Below are 14,772 nucleotides of genomic sequence, written 5' to 3'. Positions count from 1 at the left end.
GTTCGGGCCGACTCGCTCTGTCCCTTGCGGGCGCCGCAGGTGTCTGGTGTTGCCGCGGCCTCGCGAGTTGGTGCTACCTGGGTTCCGGCCCCGGGCGATGTCCTGCCCTGCGAACCCACAACGAGCATAGCGGGCCGATCTGACAACACCGGCCAGACACACTGGCTCCAAGCGCCGGGCTACGCCCGGCGACGAACGGGATCGGCTAACCCAGCCATAAATGGCGAGGCTTGCGCCGAAGAAGGTCGGGTCAACATGTTCGACACCGCAAAGGTTCGGGTGGTCGGGCGCGCCGGCTTACCTGCTGGGTCATGCGGGCCCGAGTTGTGGTGGTGGCTCGTGTCGTGTGGCCGGCGGGTTTGGGTTCTGCCTCACCAGGCAGCCTCGCAATTGTTATCGGATTGTTATCGTCGGATTGTCGTTTTTTCCTTTGCTCAGTTTCGTGACTTTCGAGGTCTTGCCTGCTGAAATTTTCGTGTGAGCATCGTCTGGGGCATGGCAACGTAAGGCGTTCAGGAGGGCATTATGGCGGCATCGCTGGGTTTTAGCTGGCCTTACAGGGCTGGGCTGGCTAACTGCGCGCCGCCGTTTCGTCGCGGATCGGACGGTTGCGGTTTGCGTCGTGATCAGGGCGGTGCTCGCTGCGGCGGTTTGCTGGGGTTTCCTCGAGGTTTACACTGGGGTTCCGGGCGGGCGGTGACGGGCGCGCTGGTATGCGGCCCGGTATTCCTCGACGCTGATGCCGAGGTGCTTTGCGAGTTTGACCGCGTTGGCGTCGGTCAGACCGATGTCGGCGCGTTCGATTCCTCGCAGCGTGGTGGTTGCGATTTTGGCGGCGGCGGCCAACTCGGGCTGGGTCATTCCTTTGATGATCCGCCAGTCGCCGGGGTAGCGCTCCTGGGGGGGGATGGTGACGACCTGTTCGATGCCGGTGTCGAGGATGCGCATGACGCGAGCCAGCAGATCCACTTGGGGGGTTCCGCGGCCAGCTTCCCATGCATGCACAGTCGACTGGCCGACATCGGCGAGGCGGGCCAGGTCGGCGACGCTGATGCCTTTGCGCCGGCGAGCCTCGGCGAAGGCCTGCGGATTGAATCCGCGCAGCACGCGCCGTGTCATATCGGGCCTGCAGCGCGGTTCATAGTCAGAAAGGTTCACCGAGGTCTCCACTTTCCTGTTAATTCCGCTGTCATAGACAGTTGTCATATCCTAGAGTATGGTCTGAGCGTTCCGATGTGATGAGGAGGGATTCGGTGACGTTTGCCGGGAAGGTGGTGGTGCGGCTGCTGCTCTAGCTGCGCTCGCTGCTGCGGCGCTTCCAAAACATTCCCAATAAACCCTGTCCCAGAAAAAAGAGAAACCCCCCGAAGGGGGTCAGCTCTCTGGTTCGGACGAGAAGGTAGCAGCCTTAGCGTCCAGGGACTCCCCGATTAAGAGGAGATGACTTTGCCGAGTCGATCTCAGGGTAGAGGTTACGCCTCAACGGAATCAAGTGTTCCGGCCCTAAATGCACATTCGTCTGTTTTGACCTGCATAAACACCGGTCGGGCCGAGGATTATGCGGGTCCGGTCGGCCAGCCGGGGGCTGGTAGCTGGCCACCGTCGATCGTCGGCGACTGCCCCATGTGCAGCAGGGTGCCGCTGGAGCCGGTGCGTGTCGACGGCCAGCTGGCCTGCCGCACCTGCACAAGCGCCTGCATCATCTGCGGGTGGCCGTGCGTTCCCGGTGACGACGCTTGCAGTGAATGCATCCGGCATGTGATCGGCCGGCCACGGGCGGTGTGGGCATGAGGACGCCGCACCTGCTGGCCGGGGCCTACACCACCGGCGACCCGGAGGCCGGCTACCGGCACGCCGAGCTTGCTGTCCGCGACGAGCTGAGCCGCGCCCTAGCCGAATACCCGCAGCTGTGGCGGTCTTTGGAGGAGGGCGCCATGGTGCTCGGCGAAGAGGTCGACGAGTTGTGGGATGAAGTGCGCCACGACCGGATTGGGTGTGCCCGCGTAGAGGCCGCCCAGGTGGGTGCGATGGCCATACGGTTCATTGCTGATTTGTATGAGCCGCGCGGCTCAGCGCGTGAGCGGTGTCGCGCCGCGATCGCCGAGCAGCAGGCCGTGCGTAGCGCCGTGGGCCCGGCGGGGCGGGCGTTGTCGTCGGCTCATGAGGCGTTCGGGTTCGTCAAGCGGGAGTACGACGCGTTGTGGTCGGCGATCCGTTTCGATGAGCCCGCTCGTCCGGCTGCGGCGCGGGTCGCTGCGATGGCGGTGCGGTTCATCGCTGAGATAACACGAACACCTGCAAGGAGTTCGGTGTGCTGCAGCTGAAGGGACAGCATTGGCGTCTTGAAGCGGTGTGCTACCTGGAGAGCGCAGACGCGCCCGAGTTGTGGACACCGGAGCGGAGACCGCCGCGCAATGTGCGGGTGCATTTGGAGGCGATGTGCCAGCGCTGCCCGGTGCGCCGCCAGTGTGCCGAAGATGCTGTCTTGGCGCAGACCGAAACTGGGATGTACGCCGGCGTGTGGGTGCCCGAACGCAAAGAGGCCAACGGCTGGGGCGCGGCCATGGACGAGCTGCGCCGCATCGCTGACCTGGATCCCGGCATCGCTGGGCTTGCCGCGCTGAGGGTCTCCGCATGAAGACCGCCAAGGTAGCGACACCGCGGCGGCCGCGCCAGCACGGGTTCGCTTCAGTGCTCTCGGATGCGCGGCTACAGCTGTGCGTGGTGCGTGAGCGGCCCGAGGTGCGGGTCCGGCATGTGGCGGCGCTGTTGGCGTTCACACCGACTGAACGCAGCGGCCACCGGATGCGTATTCGCTTCGAGCATGCCCCTACGGCGCTGTGGTTGACCCAAGCCATCTCCCATAGCGATGTCAAATTGCTCGACGTCGACGGCGACGGCGCCACGGTGGAGGTGTCGAATCCGCAAATCGTGCTGGGCCGCTACGGGTTTCGGGACGGCCGCTGGGTGTTCGGGCCAGGGATTCCAGCGGCGTTGGGAATCAGCCGCGGCGCGGTGCATGCCGCGGCGACATTCAGCCGCCACGGCATGAAGGTCGCCTGTCCGAGCCCGCCGATGATGCTGACGCTGACCGCGGTGATGGCGCGGATTGGGATCAACGCCAAACCCACAGACGGGGAACCGCGCGCGGCGATCAGCGCCGGTGATGTTGCCGCAGCGTTGCAGCGTCTAGGTATCGCCGAGGTCGGTGCCCAGTATCGGCGTCTGCGTGACGCCAACATCGACACGATGGGGGGGCGGCTGTGAGCGGTGTTGTCGGACAACAGAACGCCCGCTGGATTAATCATCGGATTACTGCGCACAAGATGCGCACTCGCGGCCAGTCACTGGACGCGATCGCCGATCATTTGCGGGTCACCAAACGCTCGGTTTCTCGGTATTTGGCGTTGCCGTGCCCGGAGCCGCTGCAGGCCGAGCCAGAAGTCGATTTGAAGGATTTCTATCTGGACGGGGCCTGCGGGTCTTTTCCGGGGCTCGACTGGCTTAGCCGTAGTCCACGGATGCAGGCCGAATGTAAGGCGATCTGCGCATACTGCCCGGTGTTGACTAAGTGCCGCAGCTATGGGTTGGCCAGGGGTCGTGACGAGCGCGGCATCTGGGGTGGCATGACCATGGCAGAACGCCGGCGCGAGATTCGGCGCCGGGAAGTGGGGGCTAAGCGGGTGCGCGTTGTGGCTGAAGACCAGGGGGCGGCATGACGGCGCAGTGCCACTTGGATTTGCCCTCATGGTCAGGGGCTGCGTTGTGCGCCCAGACCGACCCCGACGCGTTCTTTCCGGAAAAATGTGGTTCTACCCGCGAGGCCAAACGGGTTTGCATCCGATGCCCGGTGCGGTTGGCGTGTCTTGAGTGGGCGTTGGACCACGATGAGCGCTTTGGTGTTTGGGGAGGGTTTTCTGAGCGGGAGCGGCGTCGGCTGCGCAGCGTGGTCGGCGGCCTGGATGCTGATGATCGTCGTCGATGGCTGGCCGAGTATATGTGGCCGGCAGCCGACTCAACAGCTGCTGGAGCCGGCAACCTGCTGCCGGCTATTAGGGGCCGGCAGGATCTGGCCGCTGCTGTGGCTGGTGTGCCTGCTGATCGGCATGAAGCCTACCGGCGCGGGTTGTGCCGGGACTGCATGTCCACAAGGCGTTCGCCGGGCCGTACACGCTGCGAGACCTGCCATGAAAGTTACGTCTGTGCGCGTGATGTCGAGCGCACAGGCCATCGTCGCTGGCCGCGGGAGACGGCAGGTGTGGCATGACTATGACGGTTGACGTTGCTGGCCCTGCGCTGGGTTCCTGGTCGCCGGATGGAGTAGACGCTGAGGTGATCACTGGAGACGGTGTGCGGCTGGCGGTGTGTGACTACCACCCACCTGCGGCGTGTCACACCGTGGTGTTCCTGCACGGGCTATGCCTAAACCAACTCAGTTGGGTCCACCAGATCGGTTATCTGCGGCGCAGGTACCCAGACAGCGTCCGGCTGATCAGCTATGACCACCGCGGCCATGGGCGTTCCGGGGCTGCCCCGATGCACACCTACCGCATCGAGCAGCTGGCCGACGATCTCGCTGAAATGATGGTAGCTCTTGGTGTTTCGGGTCCGCTGACGCTCGCCGGCCACTCTATGGGGGCGATGGCCGTAATCGCCTACCTCAGTCGCCGCAGCAGGCCGGTCGAACCGCAATCGCTCATTCTTATCTCTGCTGCTGCAGGCAGGCTCGCTGAGCGCGGCCTGGGCCGGCTCGTCGCCATACCAGTGATAGACCTCCTCTACACCCTGGTGCAGCACACCCCGTGTTCGGCAACTGATGGGGCTATACGTTTTCTGGCCCGGCCGTTATGTGACGCATTAACCCGATACGGCGGATACAGGGCACACCGTGAGGCTCTCGCCGCGATTTCCGCCGCTGCTATCAACGCGACACCGTTGACAACCAAAGTCGGCTTTCTGCCAGCTTTGCGCGATTTCGATCAGTATCACACTCTTGGCTCCATCCGCGCAGCAACAACAATTATCAGCGGAGGGGGCGACCGTCTCACCCCGCCGGCGCATTCCTACGACCTAGCTGGCGGCATCCCGGGCGCTAAGCTCGTTCACCTCCCCGGGGCCGGACACATGATTCTGCATGAGGCCCCCAACCTTGTCGCCGAGGAAATCCGGCGCGCCATCGTGTTCTCGGCGGCGTCGTCGGCTTGTTCGCCGCCAACGAGAACGAGGCAGTGGCTATGAGCGGCGAGTCAGCGTATACGGCGCTGCTGACCCAGCGTGTGTGTCAGTTCCTTACTATGTGCCCGCATCTGGTGATCGCTCCGGCTGCGCGGATCAGTGACGAGGGGGAGCCATCATTTGATGGACGTTGGGTGTTGGTGCATGCACCGAGTGGGCGGCCAGTAGCGGCGGCTCGAACACCGCTGGCGTTGATGGAGCTCGCCGGACGGTTGTCCTGGTTTGACCCCGTGGTGATTGATCCTGTCTACCTTGCTGATCCCGCACACGTCGATGTGGTTGACAGTCTGGCGGTGCTATTTGAGCAGTGGGGTGTGGATTTCTGCGAGCCTATAGCAGATTTCGGTAATCTGCGTGGCGATTTCTCGGATCAGTTCCCTGGCATCGATAACCAACAACCGTATTGCGGCACAACGCAAACGGCACTCAGCGCTATGGCGAGGAGCAACCGATGATTTCTGTGACGGATTTGTTTACTGGCGCTGGTGGGGGTGTCACTGTGAATTCGGTGTTGTGCGTTCTTCCCGGCTGCACTAATCGCGTTGCCGATGTCGGTGAGCCATGCGGTGACTGCGTGCGCGCGTTCGGGCCGATGCTGCGCCGCAACCCCAACGGGCAGCGGATGACCGCCGGCGATATCGCCGAGCGCGACAGCTACACACATCGTCACTACCAACTGCAACACATGCTCCGGAAGGAACCCTGATGGGTCGTCCACGCCGGTTCGGAATCGGGGTTGCCGCTGGTCCGTGGCCGCGGTGGCATGCGGTGGATCTATCGGTGGTGGGGGACCTGCTGAATACGAGCGCGGCTCAAGGCAGCACCTATATCAGTACTGACGTGTATTCAGTATGTGGAGCACGCGTGGCGTATTCCTCCCAGTTTGGGGCGTTCACCTACGGTAGCCGCTGGCTGGCGAAGGGCCGCTGTGAAAGATGTGGGTGGGTTGTCGCGCTTAATAGGGGCACGATCGATCAGGAAATAGACTTGTATGCCCAATCATCCTGGCGGGTCGGTGGTGGTTGGAATCCTGATCTGCTGCGGCGGATATTCACGGCGATCCTCGCTGATGCTCCGCCGGACCGCGAGGCTCAGCTGGGGCATCGGTCAGAGCTGCTGGCGCATGCCGCCGAACACCGGCCAATTGTAACCGTGTGTGAGCAATGCGCCCGCTGCCGCGACCCCGCAGCGGTTCATGGCGAAGATGTGTGCCCAGATTACCGGGTGGTGTGCGGCGCCTGCACCTTTAGGGCCGGTCCGTGGGCCGGCGACCAGGAAGGTGTGCCCACCGCTGAATGTGTGGTAGCCGCACCATGTTCGGTGTTGACCGCAATGGCTGCGCATTACCTGATCGCGGTCGATCCGCCCACCGGCGGGACTATCGGTGAGCACCACAGCGGATCGGAGGCACATGGAGACCACTAACCGCAGCTGCTCGACGTCGATCCAGGCGCTGGGGATCTGCGCGCTGCCTGTCCTAAACGCACAAACCTTGCTGTCTGCGCGCCTGGCACCTGGTCGATGCCGTACCAGTGATCGCTATGACGCGTGCCGGTCTTCCTGGCGCACCGGCTGTAGCGGCATTGGCACCGCCGCTACAGCCGTGTCGATCCAACTCCATCGGCCAGTGGCGTGGTCCGATTGAGGGTAACGACTCGGAAAAGGAGGTTTACACACCTGTTCTAACCACCCTTTTACGGGGTGCCCGACAAAAACATAGCGGGACCAAGAAGACAGACACCCCCCTGGAGGGGGAGCTGGGAATCGATTAGAGGTCGAAACCCCGGAGCGCCAACTCCGGGCTTCGTGAGGCCTGAAGCGCCAACTTCGGGCCTCGGGGTCCTCGCGTTACCGAGGAGAACACCATGCCAGGTGCTTCTCAGGGTAGCACTTACCCTGGACATGATTGCAAATATCCGGGCCGTGTTTCGCAAACAAATGGCGCGACCTGCGAAAACACGCGACTTTCATGCGCGTGCCGCGCACACGAAACCCCGGCCCATCAGATCTGTCAGCATCGGCCGCGAGTGCGTTTTGCCGATGCCGCGCTGGTGCGTGAACGCGTGGAAGGATACGCGCGTCGGCTGCGGCTACGCGGTGCTGCCAACCATGTGCTGTCAGCGGTACTGGCGCTGCTGTGTGGCTGGAGCAGGATCACTGATGACCAGATTCGGCTAACCCAAGTCGTCGAGCTCATAGTGGCAACCGCTGGCCGCCGCTACGATCTAAAAACCATCGGGCGTGCCCTGGCGCGTTTAGCAGCTCTTGATCTGATCGTCTACCAGCCAGCGCGAGGCCGCGGCAGGCGAGCATTTATGGCGATCCATGACCAGTTTATCCACGATATTGCGGTGCTTGATAGGGACAGCTCCGGCCGGGTTATCACCAGCGGTAAGAGTCAAGGCGACACCAATCCCGTCACCTTTTCGACGGCTTCTCCTTATAAAAGCCAATATAATTACCTCCCTACCCTCCACGACGAGGCCCAGCCCGCCACGGCCCGCCCGACTGCGGTAGATGTCTCCACTCAAGAACTCCAAGCAGTGCTGCATGAACTGCCCAAGCCGATGGCTGAACTGCCTAGGCATCTGCGCTGGTTGCTGGGCGGGGAGATCCGCCAACGTCTACTAGCCGGGTGGCGGCCGGATCAAATCCTCGAGGTCCTGTCGGCGCCGCTGCCTCAGCATGTAGAGCGCCCGTGGCGCTTGGCGCTATGGCGGTTGCGGCACAACATCGTTGGTGTCGGGCCGCGGCTACGCCCGCTGCAGCAAGCGTGGGACGATCAAGCTACTGCTCAAGCCAAGGCCGCCGCCGCAGAGATCACGGCACGCTGGTACAACAGCGTCGCGGCGGTGACCAGTACTGATGAGCGCGCTGAGCTATTGCGCGCTCATCAGGTGAAATTCGGTGAGCCGGCGGCGGATCCGGTCGCCGCGCTGGCAGGCGCGGGTCGGCGGGTTGCCCGTATGTTCCCCGGGATGCCTTTGGCAGCGGCGTTGGCGCGTTGGGTCGCGGAGGTTCTCGGTCCCCAGCCGGAGGAGGTTGCCGGTCAGCCGGTTGCGGAGGGCGCGACGCGTCACACGGATCTGCTGACCGACTTGGCGATCGCGGGCTGCCAGTGCGTGGTGTGCGGCTCCCAGGAGGCCATAGCGCGGCCGCAACTGCCGTTGAAGTCGGTGGTTTGCGACCGGTGTTGGCAAGTCATCGCCAGCGAAATGGACGCTAACAACTCCGGTGCCGACAAGCGGGCCGTGGCGTGACTGATCTACGCAACACAGCTGCGGCACCTGGCCAGCATCAGCCGGCGGCGCGGGCCGGCGCTGACTTCGATATCGTTGATCGGCGTCAGCCACCGCAGGATCTAGATGCGGAGCAGTCTGTGCTGGGCGGGATGCTGCTTAGCAAGGACGCGATCGCCGATGTGCTCGAGAGACTGCGGCCAGCCGATTTCTACAGTCCTAGCCACCAGGTGATCTGCGAGGCGATCCTGCACCTGTATGGACGAGGTGAGCCAGCCGACCCTATCACGGTCGCTGCCGAGCTGGATCGGCGTGGAGCACTGCGCCGCGTGGGAGGTGCGCCGTATCTGCACACCCTGATCGCGACAGTTCCCACCGCGGCCAACGCCGGCTACTACGCCACCATCGTCGCAGAGAAGGCGATACTGCGCCGCCTGGTCGCCGCCGGCACCAGGGTGGTGCAATACGGGTACGCCGGCGGCTCTGGGGCGGATGTGGCCGAGGTCGTCGATCGGGCTCAAGCCGAAATCTACGACGTCACCGACAACCGCCGCTGCCAGGATTACGAGCCGCTGGGCGATCTGCTGCAAGCCACCATGGACGAAATCGATGCGATCCAGTGTGGCGGCGGGCTGACCCAAGGCGTGCCGACTGGGTTTAGCGAACTCGACGAGGTAACCACCGGTCTACATGGAGGTCAGATGATCGTTGTGGCTGGCAGGCCAGGGCATGGTAAATCGACGCTGGCCTTGGACATATTGCGGTCATGCTCGATTAAGCACCGTATGACCAGTGTTATTTTCAGCCTTGAAATGAGCAAGTCGGAGATTGTAATGCGGCTACTGTCAGCTGAATCCCGGATCAAACTTTCCGGGATACGTTCTGGGCGGCTCAGCGACGACGACTGGATGCGAATGGTGCAGCGCATGAGCGAGATAACTGACGCGCCACTGTATATCGACGACTCGCCAAATCTGACCATAATGGAAATCCGGGCAAAAGCGCGTCGGCTCCAGCAGAGGGCCGACCTGCGGCTAATTGTGGTCGACTACCTGCAGCTGATGACATCTGGCAAGCGTGTGGAGTCCCGTCAGACTGAGGTGGCGGAATTTTCCCGGAGCCTCAAACTGTTGGCTAAAGAACTCAACGTGCCGGTCATAGCGATCAGCCAGCTTAACCGCGGACCTGAGCAGCGCGCTGATAAAGTTCCGCAACTTGCTGACCTACGTGAGACTGGCCAGCTCGAACAAGACGCGGACCTGGTGATTCTCATTCACCGACCAGGTGCCTATGAGCGGGACAGCCCCAGAGCAGGGGAGGCAGATCTGATACTGGCCAAACACCGCAACGGTCCTCAAAAAACCTGCACCGTGGCGGCGTTACTTGACATGAGCATGTTCCGTGATCTTGCGCGAATATAAGACGGTGTTTGTAGCGTCTGTGCCGAGAACCCACGGTGTCCGTCGTAGTTGTTACGATCCCGACCATCACGCCCGAAACGCACTCAGCGCGATTATTTAGTCTGCGCGCAACGTATTCATGATAGGGGACGCAGCTGAGATGACCCTCCTGCAGGACGCTCCAGCCTGTAACGATGTTCACCGTAACGGTGCACAGGTCCCCGGCGTGCCGATGCACCAGACGGCAGTGTGTGGCCTATCCGAACCAACACCGGTGGGCCAACCAGCGGCGCGGAGCACAGAGGTGACTACCGCCGATCGCGCCGTGGCTGCGAACACACCCGATGAGGCCAGCTTCGAAGCCGCGCATCGCCACGCGCTGTGGTTCTTCTGGATGTGGCTGTTGTTTGCCACCGTAGTTTCCGTCGGCGGCAACGTCATCCACGCCTGGATCACCGCGCCGACCACGCATCTGAAGCTTTTAGCCGCCACTGCGGCCGCTGTGCCGCCGACCGTCCTACTTGGCTCAACACACTCGGTTGCGCTGCTGATCAAAACCCGCCGACGCGGGTACCGTCGCGTTGATGGGATCGTACTCACAGCTGGGCTGCTATTGACTGTTGGGGTCGCCGCCTGCGCGTTCGCCATGTCGTTCGTCTCATTGCGCGACCTGACGATCATGCTGGGAATGAGCCGGGACACCGCCTGGCTATGGCCGATGGCCGTAGATCTCTCACTGATCTGTTCCACGCTAGCGCTCCTATCTCTGACAACACCGCTTGACAGCCGCTTTAAAATGTCCGGCTCCTGCGGCACTGATCCGCCGTTGCCAAGCGCTGCATACACCGGTCCGAGTTCTCCGGCGGAGCGGCGCCTGTGGTGGGAATCCATTGCCGGCGTTGTGCAAGCGCACACCAGTGACGTACGCAAGATAGCCGAACTACCACGAGTGAAAGTGGCCGAGATCCTGGAACGTCTCTATGACAACAACGACTCACAACGAGCCATTTGCGCCGACACCGCCCTGCACCACCGTGAAGTCCGCATGATCAAACAAACCGCAGATGAAATCTTGGTCCGGATCACAACCGCATCACCGCGCTCAGCGACGTCGGTATGAGCTGTCATGCTGGTGGAGTGGGTGCTCCACGGTGGGCTGTGGTTGATGTCGAGACGTCCGGTCTTGACCTAGAAAGAGACCGGGTGGTCAGTATTGCCGCGCTAGCTGTCGACGACGACGGCATCATCGCTGATTCTGTTGTGTCGCTGCTGGATCCTGGTGTTCCGCCGGGACCGACCGACTTGCACGGGATCACGGCCGAGATGCTGACTGGGTGGCCGCGATTCGGTGAGATCGCGGTACGTCTCGCCGGATTGTTGCGCGGGCGCGTACTAGTTGCTCATTATGCGGACTTCGATTTCCGATTTCTCATGGACGAGTTTCGCCGTACACCGGTGCCGTGCCCAGTGGAGGCGCTGATGTGCACAGTGGAGCTTTCCCGCCGGCTGGGTTTGCCGGTACGCGACCACAAGCTGAGCACATTGGCGCGTTACTGGCGGGTGCCGCAGGCGCGCCCACACGACGCGTTCGACGACGCTCGTGTGCTCGCCGCCATTTTAGCGCGATCGCTCAAGCGCGCCCAGGACCGTGGTATGGCACTGCCAGTGCGAGCGGTCTGTGTGGAGCGCTAGCCGCGTTTGTGAGTCTCATTTCTGGCGCACTCCTTGCGAAGTTCCTTTGTCGCGGGTGCGACTTTGGTTTTAGCCTCATTGCGCGGGCCTTCCCGGCCTTCAGCGGTGCGCTTGAGGGGGACCCGTTTGATGGTCCAGCCGTTATGCGGCTTGGGGTTGGTGAGTCGTGGTCCATTGTAGGGCAAACTCGGCTGGGGTGAGTTCGCCGTGGGCGGAATGGGGCCTGTTGGCGTTGTAGTCGCGTCGCCAGTCTTCAATGATCACGCGGGCTTCCAGCAGCGAGTCGAAGCGCCAGGAGTTGAGCAACTCATCGCGGAGCCGGCCGTTGAACGATTCGATCCAGGCGTTCTGCCACGGCGAGCCGGGATCGATGAACAGCGAACCGGTGCCGTTGAATCGGCACCAGTCGTTGACAGCGTGGGCGATGAACTCGGGCCCGTTGTCGAAGCGCACGTAGCACGGTGCTCCTCGCTGTAAGGCCAAGCGGTCCAAGACGTCGACGACGCCGTCGGCGTCGATAGCGCGGTCAACCTCGATTGCGAGGGCTTCGCGGGTGAATTCGTCGATCACGTTGAGCATCTTCAAGGTGCGCCCGTCGGCAGTGGTGTCGAACTGGAAGTCCATCGCCCAGATCACGTTCGGACGGATCGGTGACATCGCGCCCACGGCGACACCGATGCCGGTCAGCCGCTTCTTCTTGCGGCGCTGCACAACCCGCAGCCCTTCCTCGCGCCACAGTCGGCGGATCCGTTTGTTGTTGGCCGTCCAGCCGGCGCGCCGGGCCATCTTGGCGGCCCGCCGCCAGCCCCAGCGTGGCCGGTCGGTGGAGAACTTGCGCAGCCAGGCACCCAGCTCGGCTTCCTCATCGGGGATCGGCGCCGGTTGCAGGCGCATCGTGGAGCGGTGGATACCCACCACCGTGCAGGCTCGGCGTTCAGAGACCCCGAACCGCTCGCGCAGCATCGTCACAGCGCTGCGCTTGCGGTTCGGGGTTAGAAGTTTCCCGCCGAAATCTCCTTGAGCATGTCGATGTCGAGGGCCTGGTTGGCGACCATCTTCTTGAGCCGGGCATTCTCGGCCTCGAGCTCTTTGAGGCGTTTGGCGTCGCTGGCTTTCATGCCCCCGTACTGGGCAACCCAGCGATGCCACGTCGACTCGGCGATCTGCAGGTGCCGGCACACCTCGCTGAGTTCCTGGCCTGCCCCGAGGAGCTTGTTGCCCTCGGCGAGCTTGCGGATGATCTGATCCGGCGTGTGCCGCCGACGCTTGTTTGCTGTCATGTCGTTGTCGATTCTTCCTGCCCGAACCACGGGCATCAGAGTCGCACAACGACTGGACCACTACAACGGGCTCACCTCACGCTCACGGTAGCGCCGTGAGCCTTTCGTGCAGCGCGACCGTGCCCGGCACACGTGGCGTAGCTCGCGCAGCGCGGCGCCACGCGGGCGCGGGTTAGCCACCTGTTCGATCACGCCGCCGCCGGCGGTGGCCACGGTCGCCAGCCGGCGCACCCCGACGTCGACACCGACCCGCGACTCGGGCAGCGCCACGCCGGGCTGAATCGGCCGCTGCACCAGCACCCGCACGCGCATCACCTCGGTGGTGAACGTCACCCGCTCGGCGTCGCGTCTTTTCTTCTTCAACCGGGGGAAGCCCATCGGCTTGCCCTCGCGTTTGCCCGATCAGGAGTCTCTGCCAGTTCCAGTAGGCGTCCACCGCGGCGGCGATCCCGCCCGCGTAGGCCTCTTTGGAGCACTCACTCCACCACGGCTGGCCCGTCTCGGCGTTGACGCACACCTCGTCTTTGACCTGATTCCAGCGTTTGCGCAGCACCGGCAGCGAGGGCCTCGCGGTCTTGACACCGGTGGCGTGCCAGGCCCGGATATCGGCTTTCAGCGTGGCGGCGGCCCAGTTGTATGCCTTGGGCGGGCACTGAAATGCCGCGCCAGCGCGCGGGCCTGGCCCCCGTTCGGGTCCAGGGTGAAACAGAATGCCTGCACACACCAGCCGTCGGGCACCTCGAAACGCGGCATCTCAGGCCACCTCCACCTCGTCGGACACCGCGGCCGCCAGCGCGCGCTTGGCCCCGTTCGGCGCAGCGCGTTTGCCATACAACCGAGCGCACATACTGGTGAGGATCTCGCTCATATCGCCCACCGGGTCGTCATCGACTTCAGCCGAATAGACCACCAGCTCACGGCCCTAGGCACCAAGAGCGGCTTCGACGTACTCCGAGCCGAACCGGCAGAACCGACCCCGATGCTCCACATCGAACAGCAGAATCGGCCCGACTAAACCGACCCGCTACGCGGGCCGACCGACTGGATGGGCTTCCTGCCGGCCGTAAACGGCCAAGAAGGTTCGGTGAAGCTGCAGCGGCAGCGTCACGACGACAAGATGTCTAGGGTCGCCTTGACATATTTGTCTATTGCGGGATAGACTGCTAGTATGCCTAAACGGACAGAGGTCATCGACAAAATCACCAAGGGGGCGAAGAAGGCCGGTCTGCGCCTTGAAATTCAACGTGAGGGCGCAAACCACACCATCTACAACCTCGATGGGCTAATGATCCCCATCGCGCGTCACCCCGTCGTCGATGGCTATCTGGCCATAAAAATCTACAAACAGTGCGAACCCAAACTTGGTAAAGGATGGTGGCGATGAAGACCTACCACGCGGTTGCAACCCGTGGTGACCGGTTCTGGCTCGTCCATATCCCGGAGATTGATCAGTGGACTCAGGCGCGCACCCTTAGCGAAATCGAGTTGATGGCCCGTGACCTGATCGCAGTGTGGTTGCAAGCGCCCCTGGACTCGTTCGATGTGGCTGTAGATATTCAGCTGCCAGCGCAGGTGCGTCAACACCTTGACGAAGCCGCCAGGCGGCGTGGTGAAGCAGCTCGCGCCCAATCTATGGCAGCGTGTGAATACCGCGCTGCGGCAAAAGAACTCAAAACGCTGGGGTTAACCGTGCGTGATATCGGAAAAGTTCTCAACATATCGTACCAGCGAGCCCAGCAGCTATTAACATCGGGGGCCGCCGGCAGTCAACCAAAGCCAACCGCACGTGGGGGTTCCGAAGCTTCGGCCGCTACAGCAAGGGCCTAGCGGTCCACGTCCTGGCGGGGCCGGTTCCCTTCCGTGCTTAACAGCCACCAGCCGGGCTGAGCCAGGTCTTATGGTCGGCAGTTAGTTGACGTCCTCCGC

General features: G+C 63.0%; 16 protein-coding genes and 4 pseudogenes. 15 read left to right on the top strand and 5 right to left on the bottom strand.

Features of this window, described 5'->3' with window-relative positions:
• Nucleotides 1–672: 672 nt before the first annotated feature.
• Both MSM1_RS20275 and MSM1_RS20270 read right to left on the bottom strand, forming a co-directional pair.
• Nucleotides 673–1,158: a helix-turn-helix transcriptional regulator gene (locus MSM1_RS20275; RefSeq protein ID WP_374101756.1), complete on the bottom strand. Its 486-nt coding sequence runs from the start codon at nucleotides 1,156–1,158 to the stop codon at nucleotides 673–675.
• 398 nt (nucleotides 1,159–1,556) lie between these two features.
• Entirely contained in the window at nucleotides 1,557–1,751 is a 195-nt protein-coding gene (locus MSM1_RS20270) for a hypothetical protein (RefSeq protein ID WP_213445907.1), read from the bottom strand.
• A gap of 36 nt (nucleotides 1,752–1,787) precedes the next feature.
• Here MSM1_RS20270 and MSM1_RS20265 point away from each other — a divergent pair, with 36 nt between their 5' ends.
• The 13 genes and pseudogenes from MSM1_RS20265 to MSM1_RS20205 all read left to right on the top strand — a co-directional run bounded on the left by MSM1_RS20265 (nucleotide 1,788) and on the right by MSM1_RS20205 (nucleotide 11,566).
• Nucleotides 1,788–2,324: a hypothetical protein gene (locus tag MSM1_RS20265; protein WP_213445905.1), complete on the top strand. Its 537-nt coding sequence runs from the start codon at nucleotides 1,788–1,790 to the stop codon at nucleotides 2,322–2,324.
• Nucleotides 2,312–2,638, top strand: coding sequence for a WhiB family transcriptional regulator (locus MSM1_RS20260; RefSeq protein ID WP_213445903.1), 327 nt, complete (start codon nucleotides 2,312–2,314; stop codon nucleotides 2,636–2,638). The genes MSM1_RS20265 and MSM1_RS20260 overlap by 13 nt, the downstream gene beginning before the upstream one ends.
• Entirely contained in the window at nucleotides 2,635–3,267 is a 633-nt protein-coding gene (locus MSM1_RS20255; protein ID WP_213445901.1) for a hypothetical protein, read from the top strand. The genes MSM1_RS20260 and MSM1_RS20255 overlap by 4 nt, the downstream gene beginning before the upstream one ends.
• A gap of 59 nt (nucleotides 3,268–3,326) precedes the next feature.
• Entirely contained in the window at nucleotides 3,327–3,719 is a 393-nt protein-coding gene (locus tag MSM1_RS20250; protein ID WP_213445899.1) for a WhiB family transcriptional regulator, read from the top strand.
• A pseudogene (locus MSM1_RS22255) lies at nucleotides 3,716–3,955 on the top strand (WhiB family transcriptional regulator); the annotation flags it as partial. The gene MSM1_RS20250 and the pseudogene MSM1_RS22255, both read left to right, overlap by 4 nt.
• 395 nt (nucleotides 3,956–4,350) lie before the next feature.
• Nucleotides 4,351–5,238 (top strand): alpha/beta fold hydrolase, encoded by an 888-nt coding sequence (locus MSM1_RS20240; RefSeq protein ID WP_213445894.1) that lies wholly within the window; start codon nucleotides 4,351–4,353, stop codon nucleotides 5,236–5,238.
• Nucleotides 5,235–5,690, top strand: coding sequence for a hypothetical protein (locus MSM1_RS20235; protein WP_213445892.1), 456 nt, complete (start codon nucleotides 5,235–5,237; stop codon nucleotides 5,688–5,690). Before MSM1_RS20240 ends, MSM1_RS20235 begins: the two co-directional genes overlap by 4 nt.
• A complete protein-coding gene (locus MSM1_RS20230; protein WP_236057289.1) occupies nucleotides 5,687–5,941 on the top strand; it encodes a hypothetical protein in 255 nt (84 codons plus the stop codon). The genes MSM1_RS20235 and MSM1_RS20230 overlap by 4 nt, the downstream gene beginning before the upstream one ends.
• Nucleotides 5,942–6,099: 158 nt before the next feature.
• Entirely contained in the window at nucleotides 6,100–6,660 is a 561-nt protein-coding gene (locus MSM1_RS20225; protein ID WP_213445890.1) for a hypothetical protein, read from the top strand.
• Nucleotides 6,661–7,262: 602 nt separating this feature from the next.
• Complete coding sequence (locus MSM1_RS20220; protein WP_307857463.1) at nucleotides 7,263–8,495, top strand: hypothetical protein; 1,233 nt, start codon at nucleotides 7,263–7,265, stop codon at nucleotides 8,493–8,495.
• An 83-nt stretch (nucleotides 8,496–8,578) separates the two neighbouring features.
• Nucleotides 8,579–9,895 (top strand): annotated as a pseudogene (dnaB, locus tag MSM1_RS20215) (replicative DNA helicase); the annotation flags it as partial.
• A 283-nt stretch (nucleotides 9,896–10,178) separates the two neighbouring features.
• Nucleotides 10,179–10,994, top strand: coding sequence for a DUF2637 domain-containing protein (locus tag MSM1_RS22250; protein ID WP_307857462.1), 816 nt, complete (start codon nucleotides 10,179–10,181; stop codon nucleotides 10,992–10,994).
• A 17-nt stretch (nucleotides 10,995–11,011) separates the two neighbouring features.
• Complete coding sequence (locus tag MSM1_RS20205) at nucleotides 11,012–11,566, top strand: exonuclease domain-containing protein (protein ID WP_307857461.1); 555 nt, start codon at nucleotides 11,012–11,014, stop codon at nucleotides 11,564–11,566.
• A gap of 141 nt (nucleotides 11,567–11,707) precedes the next feature.
• Here MSM1_RS20205 and MSM1_RS20200 read toward each other — a convergent pair.
• The 3 genes and pseudogenes from MSM1_RS20200 to MSM1_RS20190 form a co-directional block, all read right to left on the bottom strand.
• Nucleotides 11,708–12,846, bottom strand: a protein-coding gene (locus MSM1_RS20200) for an IS3 family transposase (RefSeq protein ID WP_213445882.1) whose coding sequence is annotated in 2 segments (ribosomal slippage) — nucleotides 11,708–12,576 and nucleotides 12,576–12,846 — 1,140 coding nt in all. Because the reading frame shifts where the segments join, the coding sequence is not laid out codon by codon here.
• A 63-nt stretch (nucleotides 12,847–12,909) separates the two neighbouring features.
• Nucleotides 12,910–13,599: pseudogene (locus MSM1_RS20195) on the bottom strand (transposase); the annotation flags it as partial.
• 1 nt (nucleotide 13,600) lies between these two features.
• Nucleotides 13,601–13,834, bottom strand: a pseudogene (locus tag MSM1_RS20190) (IS607 family transposase); the annotation flags it as partial.
• A gap of 180 nt (nucleotides 13,835–14,014) precedes the next feature.
• Between MSM1_RS20190 and MSM1_RS20185 the strand changes: the two are divergent.
• Together MSM1_RS20185 and MSM1_RS20180 are read left to right on the top strand one after the other, a co-directional pair.
• A complete protein-coding gene (locus tag MSM1_RS20185; protein WP_213445880.1) occupies nucleotides 14,015–14,230 on the top strand; it encodes a hypothetical protein in 216 nt (71 codons plus the stop codon).
• Nucleotides 14,227–14,673, top strand: a complete 447-nt coding sequence (locus MSM1_RS20180; protein WP_213445878.1) for a type II toxin-antitoxin system HicB family antitoxin — start codon at nucleotides 14,227–14,229, stop codon at nucleotides 14,671–14,673. The genes MSM1_RS20185 and MSM1_RS20180 overlap by 4 nt, the downstream gene beginning before the upstream one ends.
• The last annotated feature ends 99 nt before the right edge of the window (nucleotides 14,674–14,772 follow it).

The sequence above is a fragment of the Mycobacterium sp. SM1 genome, assembly GCF_018361265.1.
Lineage (GTDB): Bacteria > Actinomycetota > Actinomycetes > Mycobacteriales > Mycobacteriaceae > Mycobacterium.
Note: the sequence above shows the minus strand (reverse complement) of the source record. Positions and strands in the feature narration are given on the sequence as shown.

Excerpts from the sequence above, each read along its gene's own strand:
- MSM1_RS20270 (WP_213445907.1), bottom strand. The coding sequence starts at position 1,751 with ATGCATTCACTGCAAGCGTCGTCACCGGGAACGCACGGCCACCCGCAG.
- MSM1_RS20265 (WP_213445905.1), top strand. The coding sequence starts at position 1,788 with ATGAGGACGCCGCACCTGCTGGCCGGGGCCTACACCACCGGCGACCCG.
- MSM1_RS20255 (WP_213445901.1), top strand. The coding sequence starts at position 2,635 with ATGAAGACCGCCAAGGTAGCGACACCGCGGCGGCCGCGCCAGCACGGG.
- MSM1_RS20250 (WP_213445899.1), top strand. The coding sequence starts at position 3,327 with ATGCGCACTCGCGGCCAGTCACTGGACGCGATCGCCGATCATTTGCGG.
- MSM1_RS20235 (WP_213445892.1), top strand. The coding sequence starts at position 5,235 with ATGAGCGGCGAGTCAGCGTATACGGCGCTGCTGACCCAGCGTGTGTGT.
- MSM1_RS20230 (WP_236057289.1), top strand. The coding sequence starts at position 5,687 with ATGATTTCTGTGACGGATTTGTTTACTGGCGCTGGTGGGGGTGTCACT.
- MSM1_RS20185 (WP_213445880.1), top strand. The coding sequence starts at position 14,015 with ATGCCTAAACGGACAGAGGTCATCGACAAAATCACCAAGGGGGCGAAG.
- MSM1_RS20180 (WP_213445878.1), top strand. The coding sequence starts at position 14,227 with ATGAAGACCTACCACGCGGTTGCAACCCGTGGTGACCGGTTCTGGCTC.